Source organism: Polycladidibacter hongkongensis, assembly GCF_001561995.1.
GTDB lineage: Bacteria > Pseudomonadota > Alphaproteobacteria > Rhizobiales > Stappiaceae > Pseudovibrio > Pseudovibrio hongkongensis.
Window position 1 is genome coordinate 221420 of record NZ_LLWC01000036.1, and the last position, 14807, is coordinate 236226.

Below are 14807 nucleotides of genomic sequence, written 5' to 3' on the forward strand. Positions count from 1 at the left end.
TTCAAGAGTTCCTAACAGGCTTGTTTTCATTAGTTTTTTCCAAGCCACATTTTCTTACGGGTTTTTACGAGGCTTCGATGAATCGCTCAGCAGTTTCTAGGTCCACAGAAACCAGTTGAGACACGCCCCTTTCCGCCATTGTTACGCCGAAAAGGCGATTCATGCGGGCCATGGTGATCGGGTTATGCGTAATGACCACAAAGCGGGTGGAGGTGTTTGTGGACATCTCCTCAAGTAGCGCGCAGTAGCGCTCAACATTGGCGTCATCCAGCGGGGCGTCGACCTCGTCCAACACACAAATCGGAGCAGGATTTGTGAGGAAAACTGCGAAGATTAGAGCCATAGCGGTAAGTGCCTGCTCGCCACCGGAGAGCAGCGTCATTGTCTGTGGCTTTTTCCCAGGTGGGCGCGCAAAGATCTCAAGACCAGCATCAAGTGGATCTTCAGAATCAACCAGCTTTAATTCTGCCGTGCCCCCTCCAAACAAATGGGTGAACAGCCGTTGGAAGTGATTGTTGACCTCATCAAAAGAGTTGAGCAGGCGTTCGCGGGCTTCCTTATTGAGATTCGCGATGGCGGAGCGGAGTTTCTTAATCGCCTCGATGAGGTCATCGCGCTCGTTGGTAAGCGTGGTGATTTGCCCGCCTAGCTCTTGCATTTCTTCCTCGGCACGCAGATTGACGCCGCCCAAGCGTTCGCGTTCATTTTTTAGCCGCTCAAGGCGTTTTTCCTGCGCCGCCATATCCGGCAGGGGTGCATCCGCCTTAATCTCGGCGAGGCGCGCCAGCTCGCCAACGCCGACATCCAGTGTTTCCAGCACATGATGTTCGGTGTCTGAACGGCGTTCTTTTGCAGCTTGCAGGCGTTCTTCAGCGCGAATCTTGCGCTCACGAGCCCCGGCGAGCCCTTCCAGCGCCTCATTGGCGCGGCGATCGGCCTCTATCTGGCGCCGTTCGGCCTCTTGCAGGGCTGTGTCCGCCTCGCGCTTAGCTTCTTCAGCGGCAGAGATGGCGGACAACAGTTCTTGCCGTTTCAGCTCGATTTCTTCTGGCGCTTCCAACAGCATTTCCCGCTCTTCGCGGGTTTCTTGTGCGCGCCCTTGTAGCGTTTCCAGTTGCCGGCCGGCGTTTTCTGCGCGCTGCACCCAGTTTTGCCGTTCGCGGGCGATGGCGGCGATGCGGGCGGTGCGCTGCTGTTTTTGCTGGCTCAAGCCTTGCAGGGCGAGTTTGGCTTCGGCCAATTGTGCGCGAGCGCTGGCAGTTGCTGCTACGGCTTGCGAGAGGCGTAATTGCTGCTCTTGCATATCGGGCAGCTCCTCCAGCTGCATAACAGTCTCTTCCAGTGCCTCGTTGCAATCTGCCTGCTCCTCGGCAAGGCGGGCGAGTTGTTCTCGCGCGCTGGCCTCCTTGACCTCAAGTGCCGCGATTGCCCGCTGCGTTGCCGCCAACTGCTCTTGCAGTCGTGCGATTGTTCCCTGCTGCAGCTTCAGGGCAGTACGTTGAGATTGTTCTTGCGTGCGGGCAACGCCGAGGGCATTCGCAGCGCTTTCCAGCTCATTGGCGGCAGCTTCGGCAGCGGCTTCGAGCTCCTCCAGTACGCGTTGCAACTCGGCCAAGCGGTTGCGCTGCGCCAAACGTTGGGCAGCAGCTGTGGGCGCATCTGGCTTCAGACGCAGACCATCCCAGCGCCATAAATCCCCTTCCCTGCTGACAAGGCGCTGACCTGTGGCCAGATCCGGTTGCAGCGCATCCCCTTGCGTCTGTGCGACCACGCCGATCTGCTGTAAGCGGCGGCTCGCCTGCACAGGAGCCTTAACAAACTTACTCAAGGGCTCAGCGCCTGAGGGCAAATCAGGATCGCCGGATGACATAGGGCAGCCACCCCAAAAAGCCGGGGCATCCTCTGCCAATGGCAACTCAAGATCATCGCCAAGAGCGGCGCCCAGCGCCATTTCGTAGCCCGCTTGCACGGTTAGTTGATCTGCCAAGGGAGGCCAATCCCCCACAGCTGCGGCCGCCAAAATGCTGGAAAGCGTGGCCGCCTCACTTTGTGCGCTGGTTAGGCGCTGGCGCGCATCAGCAAGCGGGCCACGGGCGGCAACCTCACGCTTTTGCGCGGTGTCCACTGCACTTTCTGCCTCAATCAGCTGCTCTTCCAGCTCGGCCAGTTCCTCGCGCGCCATCTCCAATTCTTCTAGGTGTTCGCCGTTCTGCCGAGCGCGGTCAATTTCTTCTTGCAGGCCTTGCAACAGGCTTTGCAGCGCGCGCGCCTGATCGGCAAAGCGCTGCTGGCGTGCTTTCTCACGCTCAAGCTTTTGTTGTAGCTGGTTTTGCAAAGCTGCCATTTGCGCTTGGGCCTGCGTGGCGGCGCTTTCCGCTGCTTCAGCGGCGGCAAGATCTTGGGCTGCATCACCAACCCGCTCTTCCAGCTCCTCAGCCTGCGCCTGCGCCCCTTCCTCTAGCTGTTGAAGCTCGAGCTCTTCTTCGCCAAGCTCTTCCAGATAGCTATCGTTTTCCTGTTGCAGCGCCTGTTCGCGGGCGATGTCCTCTTGCAGTTGCTGCATGCGCCCTTCCAGCTCGGCAAGGCGTGTTTTGATGCGGCGTTCTTCCGCATCCATTTCTTTGCTGGCGATAACAAGACGCTGGTGCGCAGCGCCGGTGGAGGCAGCTGCATCGCGCATTTGCGGCAGTTTATGGGCAGCAATTGCCTGTTCTTTTGCGGCGGCGGCCTGCGTGCCGGAGATATCTGCAAGTGCCGCATTGGCCTCGGCAAAGGCTTTACGCGCGCTATCAAGCGCTGCGGTTGCTTCTTGCCAGCGCAAATACAAAATTGTGGCTTCGGCTCGGCGGATGTCGGAGGACAGATTGCGATAGCGCGAGGCCTGTCGCGCTTGGCGCTTCAAACTATCAACCTGCGTATCCAACTGGGTGAGCACATCCTCCAACCGCTCCAAATTGGTTTCGGCGGCACGGAGGCGGATTTCCGCCTCGTTACGACGGCTGTGCAGGCCGGATATTCCTGCTGCCTCTTCAAGCACCTTACGACGAGCTGTTGGCTTGGCGGAGATCATCTCGCCGATTTGCCCTTGCCGCACCATGGAGGGCGAGCGGGCGCCGGTGGAGGCGTCGGCAAAGAGCAGCTGCACATCGCGGGCGCGCACATCCTTGCCATTCATCTTGTAGACAGAGCCAGCCTCACGCTCGATACGGCGCGTAACTTCTAAGGTTTGCGCGCCAGCAAACGCTTCTGGTCCGCTTTGGCTATCATTATCCAGAAATACAGTAACTTCGGCGGTGTTGCGCGCTGGCCGGTTTAGGCTACCGGAGAAGATAACATCGTCCATGCCCGAGGCGCGCATATTCTTATAGGAGTTCTCTCCCATAACCCAGCGCAGGGCCTCAACCAGATTGGACTTGCCACAGCCGTTCGGGCCAACCACACCAGTCAGACCATCTTCGATGACAAATTCCATCGGCTCGACAAATGATTTGAAGCCGATGATACGAAGGCGCTGGAATTTCACTGTGCGCGCCTCCGCGCTGTGTGCTGCTTTATTGCGAGACAATCACAAGTGGGCACATCAAAGCTGCAGCGTACGGAGTGCCCGTACGCTGCGCTGAAGCCATTAAAGATGCTTGTCGACTTGCTCGCTAAGCTGTTCAATCGAGAGCGCCCCGCTCTGCTTGTCACCGTTGATAAAGAATGTCGGCGTCGAATCAACGCCCAGTTTATTGGAGGCGTGATTGCGCGTGGCTGTCACTCCGTCCAGAATTTCCTGATTTGTCAAGCATTCTTCGAATTGTTGCTTGCTCATGCCCAGTTGCTGACCAAGTTTCAACAATGCACCATAGGGATTATCGGTGAATGCCCAATTGCGCTGCTGATCGAACATGGTGGACAAAGTGGCAAAGTACTTATCCTGCGGCTGACAGCGGGCCATCATTGAGGCCGCAGCGGCGACAGGGTCCAGAGGGAATTCGCGGAAGATGAAGCGAACCTTACCGGTGTCGATGTACTTATCCTTGAACGCCTTAAAGGTGTCTTTGTGGAAAGAGGCACAGTGACCACAAGTCATCGAGGCGTATTCGATCACAGTTACCGGAGCGTCTGCACTACCCAGCTGCATATCGCCGAGCGGGCTTGCCTGTGCAAGATCTTCCTGCGATTGGGCCAAAGCAGAAACAGGTGCAAGGCCGAGGGCCAACGTGGAAGCTCCCAGAAGCGCAGTCCCGGTGTGGCTGAGTAGGTCTCTACGAGTAAAGGTCACGATCTCTAATCCTAACTAAATCTGTTGTGCCTCATCGAGGCGCTGGCCCAAAATGGCACTAAGAAGTTACTTTGGTCAACTCAGATTAGAACCATGCCATAATTATGTTAGGTTACTGACAGTGCTAGATTTTCCCCAGTTTTTCAGGATCACTTCTGCGTGAACATCATCAATTGCTCAATAGCCCTTGGCAATTTGCTCATTCAAAATCTCTTGCAGCTGATCATAGGGCAGTGCGCCAACATATTTTTTGCCGTTAATAAAGAAGGTTGGCGTTGCTGTTACCCCCAGCACCTTGGTTGCATGATTATGGGTTTCCAGTAGCATGTCCAGCACTTGTTGATTAGATATCGCTGCGTCAACTTGCTTTTGGCTAAGACCAAACTGCCTTCCCATTTTCACCAGGGCCGCATATGGGTCCTTCGTGTACGCCCAGTCCCGCTGATGCACGAACATCACCTCAAGATATTCTGCATAGGCTTCATGGGGCAGAGCCCGCCCGATCATGTAGGCGGCGCTGGCGACTGCATCTAAAGGAAACTCTCGTGTGACATAATAGAGTTTGCCGGTATCAATAAACTCTTCCTTGATTAACGGTTTGATCTTTTTTGCAAAGTGCCCGCAATGACTGCAAGTAAGAGATGAATATTCCACCATATAAACAGGAGCTTTTGAGGTGCCCTCGCTGAGTATCTGAAGTTCAGTTTCCGGCAGGAGTTGCTCTTTGGTATACTCCTCAGCCCGCGCCCCGCTCAGCAGATAGGCCAGTGCCACAATGCTAAGAGCAATAGCAGCGGCGATAGATCGCAGATGTGGGCGCAACTGAAACACGGGCGTCTCCTGAATAATCTAGTTTGGCCATTGGCCCGCACAGCGAGCCGCGCGTTGGCGCGAACAGTTCTCGAGTGACCCTGAGGATCTAGCCAAAAATCTACAACTGCCGTTCTAGCAAATGTTTAAGAGGGCTGGAGTGCGACATGGTGGCGCTTGACGCATACGGGTCATTTGGCCGCAGAGAACAAGGAAAACGCGCAAGGCGCATATGGAGACACGCTAAGATGGCCTGACAGCAGAGGTACTGTGAAGTTTTGATAAAATTTCTATGGATGAGGCTGAATAGAGGGCGCAATTCTAGTGTTTTTCACGCATAATACGCTGATTGTGATCGTCACAGGCAATTCGCCGGTGATGGCCTTGAGGTTTTGTAAACAATCTGGTGTTTTGCTGATGCGTCCATTCTTTAGTGCAGTGTCAATTTGTCTGGCTTTGAGCGCCTGTCAGGCCTACTCTAAAAAAGAGTTTGTTGATGGCCCTTCTGTGGAAGAACTCAGTCAGCAAGTTGAGGCGGAGCAGGCCGAGAGCCTCCCTCCCCTCGCGTACAATGGCACTGCCGATCTGACCGCCCTCACAGCACAGCCATGGAACGTGGATGAAGGCCTTGGTACCGCAAATGGCACTTGCCAGCTTGAGTTCTCCAAACAGCCTGCTCCGCTAACAGCAGGAGGGACAGCTTCTGCAAGTGCTGTCATCGCCAGCCAGTTTGGCGGCAGTGCGATCGTTGCGGGGTGCAATAGCGAAGCGCTTAAAAGCGTCAGCAAGTGGGTCATGAACGGCGACACGATCGAGCTGCATAACACGCAGACAGGTGCAACCGCGTTTTTGCTCATGGAACGGCCTGATTTGCTGCTGGGTTATACGGCTGCGGGAGCAGATCTCGTTGTTAGCTTGTGATGCACTTAACACACGCGAGAATTAGTTGCTGCTTTTCGCGCGAATGGCTGTCCCGAGTTTTTCTAAGGCCGCGCGCAAACGATCATCTTGCACTGGAGCGACGACTTTCTGAATCTGCGCCTTTTCCGCTGCGCTGATCTGTTTGGGAGGTTGCTTCTTTATGGTTTGTGGACGCATAGGCTGGCGCTGCATCACTTTGATGCGGCCCACGGCGCACCAACCGAAAAAGCGATTGATCCGCTCACGCAGCTGAGGAATTTCATGGGAGAAGAACAAAGAGGTAGGACCGTCGGTATAGACAAGCAATGTGGCAGGCTCGGCCAGCTGTTCCCCGTCGGCATTCTTTGTTCTGGGCCAGATCAGCTGTCCGGGTTGGACTTTCTCGCTATATCTTGGACCAACCAGCTCCGGCCAAGCGGCAATCAAGTCGACACTGGCGAAGCCGCGCTTGCGCGCTGCGGGGGTCAACGTGGTGTTGACCAGCTCACTCAGCTGATGCGCCGTATGCTGCCGTTTTTTCGCCTGACTTGCCATTTTCATTACCGCTGTTAAACCACCTAATTACGGCGGCGGTGTGACCGTTGTTTTTACCTAGACTATTTAATCCCTTCTTTAATGGGTACCTTGAAATACCAAGAGACCCCAAGATGTAAGGGAGTTTACCTGCAAGTTTGAAAGTTCACTATGCAAGAAAGCTCAGAACTACTTCAATGGTATGACAGAAACCATCGCGAACTGCCATGGCGAACCAGCCCAGTCCGGCAAAAATCCGGTGCAAAACCTAATGCATACCATGTCTGGCTTTCCGAAGTGATGCTGCAACAAACAACGGTTGCAGCCGTTAAAGACTACTTTACCCGCTTTATCCGGCGCTGGCCGTGCCTCGAAGATTTGGCTAACAGTGACTTGGATGACGTGCTTAAGGAATGGGCGGGGCTTGGCTACTACTCACGGGCGCGTAATCTGCATAAGTGTGCGCAGCATGTCGCCTCCGTCTTTAGCGGAGAATTCCCGTCAAGCGAGAAAGAGTTGTTGGATCTGCCGGGAGTGGGGCCGTATACAGCCGCTGCCATCACCGCTATTGCGTTTAACAAACACGCTGCTGTGGTGGATGGCAATGTTGAGCGCGTGCTCTCACGCCTTGCTGCGCTGGAGACGCCCTTACCCACACTAAAGCGGCCTGTAAAGGACCTGATGGGGCAACTTACGCCCAAAGACAGGCCCGGCGATTTTGCTCAGGCCGTGATGGATCTTGGCGCCACGGTCTGCACTGCGCGCAACCCTGCTTGTGGGCTTTGCCCATGGATGCAGCGTTGCCAAGGGCGCTTAACTGGCATTCACGAAAGCTTGCCGCGCAAACGACCCAAAAAGGCCAAGCCGACACGTTACGGCGCGGCGTTTGTGATAAAACAAAAAGATGGTGCGGTGCTGCTGCGCAAGCGGCATGCAAAAGGCCTACTTGGCGGTATGAGTGAGGTTCCCGGCACAGATTGGCGGGTCAGTTCCGCTGCGCCATCTTGCGTCACCGCTCAAGAGTGGGTGCAATGGGCTGGCGCGGGAGATGGTGCGGCTAAAGATGAAGCACTGTCGCTGCCCTTTAAGGGACTGTCGCTTGAGATGCCAGAGACCATGTCTTTGTGTGCCGAACCTGTGAAGCATACGTTCACGCATTTCCATCTCTACCTGCAGGTGTTTTGCTGCGAACTCGAATATGGGCTAAACCTGCCGGAGAATTGTTGGTGGTCGCTCCCTAATGCTTTGGCTGGGGAAGCCTTGCCAACCGTCTTTAAGAAGGCCTTGCGCGCAGCGCAGTGCCTCTAGCGCGTGCGCGCCACCGGCGTGTCATCCGCTGGAGGCGAAAAAAGAATTGGGCCAGTAGCTACTGGCCCAATACCGTTTGATTAGAACTTGTAGGCAACAGAGGCTTTCAAATTTGTGCCTTTTGCATAGTAGCCATTAAAGAACGGACGATATGCTTTGTTAAACACATTATCGATTGCGGCGGTAAACTCCACACCTTTGAAGCGTCCATCTTGAGGAGCGACTTTAACAAACAGATTGTGAACTGAGTAGCCTTTGGCCTTTGCCCCACCTTCCATCCATTCTACTTCGTGATGCCGTTCGCCAACAAATGAACCCCGCCAGCCTAACGTTACGCCTTGCTCTGGGAATTTGTAGCCTGCCATCAAACCTAGCTTTTCAGGCGCAACACCAATTGAGCCAATAGAAGCTTTCGTAGGTGACAGAGGTGTGCCCTTCATTTTCCCAAAGCCTTTTGCATAGGTAACAGCTCCAAAAAAGTTGTGATGGGAGTAATACAGCTCCAATTCAACTCCTGCCGTGTTGTAACCTGCTTTATTGGTATATGTCGGAGAAGGATCCCCTAAAATATAGTCTCCGCGCGTTCTTCCAATATTATCAGTGACTTGATTGTGATAAAAGAGCGCCCGACCTGATAAATAATCTTGGGAAGAAAACACATCTTCAGCCGAGAAATTGAAGCCAACCCTTTTCGCGTCGACCCACTCTGATTTTAGCTCATTACTCGTGCGATAACGAATGCTATCGGTATCGTAGATTTCGTCAAAAATTGGCGCTCTCTGCTTCTTTGCCCAGCCAGCAAAGAAGCTCAAATTCTCATTGATTTCATAGTCAAGAGAAAGTGAAGGGGAGATACCATGACGCCAGATTGTACCATAGTCATCACCTTTTTCACCATCAATTACAGGTGTATTGTAATCATTTGCCAGATTTGGCACACCTGTTGTTTTAATAACATCGTACCTCAAACCGGGGGTAATGGTTAAGCCGTTTTGCAGCGAGATCGCGCCTTCAAGCCAAGCAGAGTGGACGGTCTGCTGCCCTTCAGGATAATAATAGGGCGCAAAAAGACCGTAATTTTTGTCTGGGTCATTTTTGTAGCGATCATAATACGACCAGTGTTTACGATCGACCACAGAGAACTGATAGCCATAGGATAGATCAAGGTCGGCACCATCGAATTCAAATGAACTCATGTTACGCAGATCAAAACCATATGTCTGATAGTTTGTCTCGCTGCGGTCCCCATGCTGACTAGTATATGGGCGCGCAGTTTTGTCCAGCCGCTCACTCTTTTGCAGGGTTTGGGCCCAAGTAACTTTAGCTGCCAGATCAATTAACGGGTTATCTGGGCTGTACCGATACTTTAAAGAAGCTGAACTATCGCGCAACTCTCTTTGCACCGACATCCGCCTGTAAGCCCCTTCACGCCCGTAACGCCGAATATTATAGGGACTTGGCAACGAACCACGTTTTGAAGCCCATGGAGTGACATCATCACTAAAGGAGGACAGGGCGCTGAGCTCAACAAAGTGATCCTCTCGCTCCAAACTGGCCTTCACATGTCCTGAAAGCACTTTCGCGCCGGAGAAGAACAGGTTGTCGCCTGCACCATCAACAAAATCGTCATTCTTTCGATGGGTCAACGCCCCAAGAACATGAACACCAAGCTCCTCTGACTTGCCATAGGCGCTCAGTGACTTGATCAACTCATTGCCATTTGAGGCATATTTTAGTTTTGCCATTGCGCCATAGGTTTTGCCTGGCTCCAGCATGTCTTCAGCAGACTTTGTTTCTAGGGCAACAGAGCCACCAAAGGCACCATAGTGATCTGCATCGAACGCGCCCTTGCTCACTTCAGCGCGCTTCAGTAGCTCAGGCTCGATGAATATTGTACCTTGGCGATAGGCTTCAAAATCCTTTTGCGCGCCATCAATCGTAACGCGAACATCCTCTTGATCGTCAAACCCCATAACATTAATGGACTGTCCCTGAAGGCGGGCGCTGCCGTTAATATCAACTCCGGGCAGGATATTTAGAATTTCCGGGACTGTAGCAGCGTGAAGGCGCTCTACTGTTTGAGATCCGATAACCGACGTTGTCGTCTTTGCGCTATCTTTAGTTTCTTGTGTTAAAACAACAGGATCAAGCTCGATAGTATCTTTTTTTTTGTCGCTTTCTTGGGCGCTACCTGAGAAAGGCGTCACAAAAAGGGCAGAGATCCCGATGAGGACCGCACCCTTCCGTGTCAGTGTCATAGGTGAGTGTATTCCTTAACATGAGTTACACACTCACCTATATATGCTACACGAGATTCTGCAACTTTTACTCAGTATTTCTCAACATTATCTGGCTACATTAATTGGCGATAACTGCATTACTGGAACGCGGTTTCTGCGAAAGAGCGGAGTTTGCGCGAGTGCAAGCGCTCGCTTGGCATGTCTCGCAGGATTTCCATGGTGTTAATCCCGATTTCCAGATGCTGCGCCACCTGACGACGATAAAAATCAGTCGCCATGCCAGGGAGCTTTAATTCGCCGTGCAGCGGTTTATCGGAAACGCACAGCAGCGTGCCATAGGGGACTCGAAAGCGGAAACCGTTGGCGGCAATTGTGGCCGATTCCATATCCAGCGCAATGGCACGGGACTGCGAGAACCGCTGGACTGGCTCACGGTGATCGCGCAGCTCCCAGTTACGGTTATCAATTGACGCCACCGTACCTGTCCGCATCACCCGTTTAAGCTCATAGCCATCATAGCCGGTGACCGATGCCACCGCTTGCTCAAGCGCCACCTGCACCTCAGCCAAGGGCGGGATTGGCACCCATGTGGGCAAGTCTGCATCCAGTACCTTGTCTTCGCGCACATAACCGTGCGCTAGCACATAATCGCCCAGCTGCTGGCTGTTGCGTAAGCCTGCGCAGTGGCCAAGCATGAGCCATGCGTGCGGTCGCAGCACGGCCACGTGATCGGTGATGGTTTTGGCGTTTGAGGGGCCAACGCCGATGTTGACCATTGTAATGCCGCTATTGTCTTCACGGATGAGGTGATAGGCGGGCATTTGCGGCAGGCGACCCAGCGGTTCGCCAGAAGAAGGTTCCGTCTCCCCAGCGCGGGTGATCAGGTTGCCCGGCTCGACAAAAGCCGTGTAGCCACTGTCAGGATCTGCGAGCAGCTCTTTCGCCTTTTGCGCGAAACCATCAATATAGAACTGGTAGTTTGTGAAAAGGACGAAGTTCTGGAAATGCTTCGGGCTGGTTGCCGAATAGTGCTGCAACCGATGCAAGGAATAATCCACACGTGGCGCCGTAAACGGCGCTAACGGCTTTGGTCCCTCACCAGCTTCAAATATGCCATTGGCGATGGCGTCATCCATCACAGCCAAATCAGGGACATCAAAGACATCGCGCAGCGGGCGATCCGTGCTGGAGGGCAGCGCGCCCTCTACATTTGCACCATCATAAAAAGCGAAGTGTAGAGGGATTGGCACATTTGAAAGCGAAATCGTGACCGGCTTGCCGTGGTTATGGAGCAGTTGCTCAATTTGATCGATCAGGTAGTCGCGGAATAGATCAGGGCGGGTGATCGTGGTTTCATAACGGCCCGGTCCGGCGACAAATCCGTATGACAGCCGGCTATCGGAACGGCTATGGCTTTCTAGAGCAAGGTCAATTTTGGGATAATAGGCGCGAATACGCTGTTTTGGCCAATCGCCTTGCACAGCAGCCTTGAACGCCTTGCGCAAGAACTTGGTCGATTGATCGTAGATTGTGATGAGCTGATCAACAGCGGCAACTGCATTATCAAAGGATTGCGCCGCAATGTTGCTAGGTGTGGTGACAGCGGCTTCCGCTGCCTTGCCGTCGCTATCATATATAGTCGACACGTCAGTTTCTCCTCTTTCGTGTCGGTTTATCTGTGCCAAACCGACACCGGCGCGTCAAGCGAGAACTCGCATGTGATGAATAATTATTCACCAGTATTGATATTTTTCACAAATTAGCGCTGAATTTGAAAATCCCAACGCTCATCCGGCAGCTGATCGACCGCGTAAGTGAGAATTTGATCCTTTTCGTTTTGCGCAGTGAAGGTCATAACTTTGGTGCGCCAGCCTGCAAGCTCTTGTTTATTGACGTATTCTGACGAGCAGATGATAACTTCGTCGCCCACTTGGCAAGTACGGGCGGCTGCGCCATTCAATACACAACACTTGCTGCCCGGTTCGCCGTAAATCACATAGGTCGACAAGCGGGCACCGGAGTTCTTGTTGTAGATTTCAACGAATTCCAGCGGCAGGATACCAAGTTCATGGCATTGCAGCGGATCAAGAGTGATGGAACCGTGATAATTCAAATCCGCGTTGGTGACACGAATGCCATGCATTTTGGCGGCGACGATTTTCTTCATAATTCCCGATTTGCCCTTAAGCTGAAGCAGTTATAGATGCGGCAATCGCATCTCGACTGGCAGAACTACTAGTACAAATACTCAAGAATGCCTAGGGGCGTTGCCACTTCCTGTTCAGGTTCTTTCGGGTTTTAGATAAGCGGATCAAAGAAATTGGTTGCCACCCACTAACGTAGAAAGTCCGCTTTCCTTTTTTGTAAAAGGATCATTTGTGGGATCGTCATTCCAAGAATATTCAGCATACAGGGCGGTTTCATAGGCTACCTCTTTGCCCTGTTGTTCCGCGATGACGGCAAGGGCCATATCAATGCCTGCGGCAATCCCAGAGGAGGTATAAAATTTGCTATCTTGGACCCAGCGCCCTTTTGCCTTCCAGCGGACTTTAGGCCCCTGCGTCTCTACCCAATTGAGCGCCATCTTATTAGAGGTTGCCGACAAGCCATCAAGCACGCCAGCTCGCGCCAACAGGGCAGCGCCAGTACACACTGACATGACTGTTTCCGCATTCAAGGATGCCCTTGATATCCATTGCAAGATTGCAGAGCTCTCAACAGCCGCGCCGGCTCCCTGCCCGCCGGGAACGAGCAGCATTTGCGGGCGATCGTCTTCTTCCAATGTCATATCGGGAAGAACGACTGCTCCTTGCTTTGAGGGGACCGGCTGCATGGTTTGCGCAACCAAATGCACCTTGTACTTGAACGGCAGCATCGTGAACATTTCCAAGGGGCCAAACAGGTCTAACATGTCAAACCCCGGATAGATTAATGCAGAAATAACCCGAGCTTCCTCATGATATCCACCTGAGTAAGTTGGCTCCTCGTAACTCATTCTTAATGCTCCTACTTTTTCCTTTTAGGAAAGAATATTGTGTGAAGGGTGCGCAAACCTTGTGACAACGCATAGGATTGATTAATAGAAAACTGGATATTGTTGCAAATCCAAGATTCATACAAGTATAGATTGTAAAATTATTTCTCCTGCGACGAAAGCTAGAGCGCGGCTATGGCATCGAGCAACTGTGAATCTGCATTTTCAGATGCGTTTGGCGCTGTTAGCAACACATCACCAAAGAAGATCGAATTTGCGCCTGCCATGAAGCAAAGTAGTTGTTCTGAGAGGGTGAGATCATCCCTTCCGGCAGACAAGCGCAACCGAGACCGAGGCATAATGATACGCGCAGCTGCAATCATGCGCACCAAATCCAGTGCGGGCACTGGCGGTTGATCGGCAAGTGGAGTGCCTGCCACCGGAATTAGCTTGTTTATCGGTACGCTTTCAGGGGGCGGAGAGAAGTTGGCGAGTACCGCCAACAGCTGGGCACGATCCTGCCAGCTTTCCCCCATGCCGATAATGCCACCACAACAGATTTCTACGCCTGCCTTGCGCACATAGTCCAGCGTTTGCAAGCGATCCTGATAGGTTCTGGTGCCGATAATGTTGCCATAGAACTCGGGACTTGTATCCAGATTATGATTGTAGGCGGTGAGACCGGCCTCGGCGAGTTGCTGGGCGTGATGGGGTTCAAGCATACCAAGCGTCACACAGCTTTCCATACCAAGCGCGTTAACGCCGCGAACCATTTCCAGCACCGCATCAAACTCTCTTCCATCGCGCGCCTTGCGCCAAGCTGCCCCCATACAAAAACGCTCAGCCCCAGCCGCTCTTGCTTTTTTGGCTAGGGCAACAACAATCTGCGGCTGCATCAGGTGCTCTTTTGTCAAAGAGACCTCACGGTGATGCGCCGATTGGGGGCAATAGGCACAATCCTCAGGGCATCCGCCTGTTTTTATGGAGAGAAGACTGGCCTTCTGGATGTCATTTGGATCATGGTTGGCAATATGGATAGAATTGGCCCGGGCCAGCAGCTCGAGGATCGGAAGGCGCAGTAACTGCTCAACAGCGGTTCCTGTCACCTTGGGAGATGAGACAGCTGCTGCTGCCTCTTCTCCATTCGCAAGCGCATGCAACATTAGACGTCTGTCCCTGTTTTGCCCTGCAAACGCTGTGTGAGGCGGCTAGGCAAAGCAACCGCGAGGGTGAAGGCCAGCGTCAACTTAACCAAGTCCCCGAGGATAAACTGGGTCATACCTACGGCAAGGAGCTTATCACTCGGCACCCAGTTTGCCAGCCAAATCAGGCCAAACAAGTATACCAATGCAAGGCCAGCAAGCATGGAAAGAGCAAGGTGTAGCCGCCCTTTGCTCGCGGCAAAGCTGGCTAGTATTGTCGCCAGTAGGAACCCGAGCAAGTACCCACCAGTCGGGCCGACCATATAGGCAAGGCCAATGCCTTTTTCAGGCGTACCTGCAAAGACCGGTAAGCCAACCGCGCCTGCCAACAGATAGGCTACAAACCCCTGCACCGCGAGCTGCGGACCCATTATAGCCGCGAGTGCAAAAACCGCAGCGGTTTGCATGGTCATCGGCACGGGCCAAAACGGCACTTGCAGCTTTGCACTTAAAGAAAGAATGGCGACCATCGCCAAAACGCGGGTCACGCGCGCTGACAGAGATAAGCTGTTTGACGCATATGATAATGCCATGTTGTCGCTTTCATTTTATAGATAATAACAGGAATCACA

General features: G+C 53.2%; 12 protein-coding genes. 2 read left to right on the forward strand and 10 right to left on the reverse strand.

The window, feature by feature from the left end; translation table 11 throughout:
* Positions 1–64 precede the first annotated feature (64 nt).
* From AYK82_RS16215 to AYK82_RS16225, 3 genes are all read right to left on the reverse strand, one after another.
* Positions 65–3523, reverse strand: coding sequence for a chromosome segregation SMC family protein (locus AYK82_RS16215; RefSeq protein ID WP_068318849.1), 3459 nt, complete (start codon positions 3521–3523; stop codon positions 65–67).
* 102 nt (positions 3524–3625) lie between these two features.
* The gene (locus tag AYK82_RS16220) at positions 3626–4267 is read right to left on the reverse strand and encodes a DsbA family protein (RefSeq protein WP_068318460.1); all 642 of its coding nucleotides are present in this window, start codon (positions 4265–4267) and stop codon (positions 3626–3628) included.
* Positions 4268–4444: 177 nt separating this feature from the next.
* The gene (locus tag AYK82_RS16225; RefSeq protein WP_156453404.1) at positions 4445–5041 is read right to left on the reverse strand and encodes a thioredoxin domain-containing protein; all 597 of its coding nucleotides are present in this window, start codon (positions 5039–5041) and stop codon (positions 4445–4447) included.
* Between the two features lie 360 nt (positions 5042–5401).
* Between AYK82_RS16225 and AYK82_RS16230 the strand changes: the two genes are divergently transcribed.
* Positions 5402–5998: a hypothetical protein gene (locus AYK82_RS16230; protein WP_068318469.1), complete on the forward strand. Its 597-nt coding sequence runs from the start codon at positions 5402–5404 to the stop codon at positions 5996–5998.
* A 21-nt stretch (positions 5999–6019) separates the two neighbouring features.
* On the opposite strand, the gene AYK82_RS16235 is transcribed toward AYK82_RS16230, so the two are convergent.
* On the reverse strand, positions 6020–6538 hold the full coding sequence (locus AYK82_RS16235; RefSeq protein WP_082733994.1) for a DUF721 domain-containing protein: 519 nt from the start codon (positions 6536–6538) through the stop codon (positions 6020–6022).
* A 144-nt stretch (positions 6539–6682) separates the two neighbouring features.
* On the opposite strand from AYK82_RS16235, the gene mutY reads away from it, so the two are divergent.
* Entirely contained in the window at positions 6683–7819 is a 1137-nt protein-coding gene (gene mutY, locus AYK82_RS16240) for an A/G-specific adenine glycosylase (protein WP_068318475.1), read from the forward strand.
* 80 nt (positions 7820–7899) lie between these two features.
* On the opposite strand, the gene AYK82_RS16245 is transcribed toward mutY, so the two are convergent.
* The 6 genes from AYK82_RS16245 to AYK82_RS16270 all read right to left on the reverse strand — a co-directional run bounded on the left by AYK82_RS16245 (position 7900) and on the right by AYK82_RS16270 (position 14768).
* Positions 7900–10077, reverse strand: coding sequence for a TonB-dependent receptor domain-containing protein (locus tag AYK82_RS16245; RefSeq protein WP_068318481.1), 2178 nt, complete (start codon positions 10075–10077; stop codon positions 7900–7902).
* A 119-nt stretch (positions 10078–10196) separates the two neighbouring features.
* Positions 10197–11705, reverse strand: coding sequence for an AMP nucleosidase (locus AYK82_RS16250; RefSeq protein ID WP_068318487.1), 1509 nt, complete (start codon positions 11703–11705; stop codon positions 10197–10199).
* Between the two features lie 113 nt (positions 11706–11818).
* The gene (gene panD / locus AYK82_RS16255) at positions 11819–12226 is read right to left on the reverse strand and encodes an aspartate 1-decarboxylase (RefSeq protein WP_068318490.1); all 408 of its coding nucleotides are present in this window, start codon (positions 12224–12226) and stop codon (positions 11819–11821) included.
* A 144-nt stretch (positions 12227–12370) separates the two neighbouring features.
* A complete protein-coding gene (locus AYK82_RS16260) occupies positions 12371–13054 on the reverse strand; it encodes a DJ-1/PfpI family protein (protein WP_068318493.1) in 684 nt (227 codons plus the stop codon).
* 161 nt (positions 13055–13215) lie between these two features.
* Positions 13216–14196, reverse strand: coding sequence for a biotin synthase BioB (gene bioB / locus AYK82_RS16265; protein ID WP_082733995.1), 981 nt, complete (start codon positions 14194–14196; stop codon positions 13216–13218).
* Positions 14196–14768 (reverse strand): biotin transporter BioY, encoded by a 573-nt coding sequence (locus AYK82_RS16270; protein WP_068318496.1) that lies wholly within the window; start codon positions 14766–14768, stop codon positions 14196–14198. The genes bioB and AYK82_RS16270 overlap by 1 nt, the downstream gene beginning before the upstream one ends.
* Between the last annotated feature and the right edge of the window lie 39 nt (positions 14769–14807).

Excerpts from the sequence above, each read along its gene's own strand:
- AYK82_RS16245 (WP_068318481.1), bottom strand. The coding sequence starts at position 10,077 with ATGACACTGACACGGAAGGGTGCGGTCCTCATCGGGATCTCTGCCCTT.
- panD (WP_068318490.1), bottom strand. The coding sequence starts at position 12,226 with ATGAAGAAAATCGTCGCCGCCAAAATGCATGGCATTCGTGTCACCAAC.
- AYK82_RS16235 (WP_082733994.1), bottom strand. The coding sequence starts at position 6,538 with ATGAAAATGGCAAGTCAGGCGAAAAAACGGCAGCATACGGCGCATCAG.
- mutY (WP_068318475.1), top strand. The coding sequence starts at position 6,683 with ATGCAAGAAAGCTCAGAACTACTTCAATGGTATGACAGAAACCATCGC.
- AYK82_RS16270 (WP_068318496.1), bottom strand. The coding sequence starts at position 14,768 with ATGGCATTATCATATGCGTCAAACAGCTTATCTCTGTCAGCGCGCGTG.
- AYK82_RS16260 (WP_068318493.1), bottom strand. The coding sequence starts at position 13,054 with ATGAGTTACGAGGAGCCAACTTACTCAGGTGGATATCATGAGGAAGCT.
- bioB (WP_082733995.1), bottom strand. The coding sequence starts at position 14,196 with ATGTTGCATGCGCTTGCGAATGGAGAAGAGGCAGCAGCAGCTGTCTCA.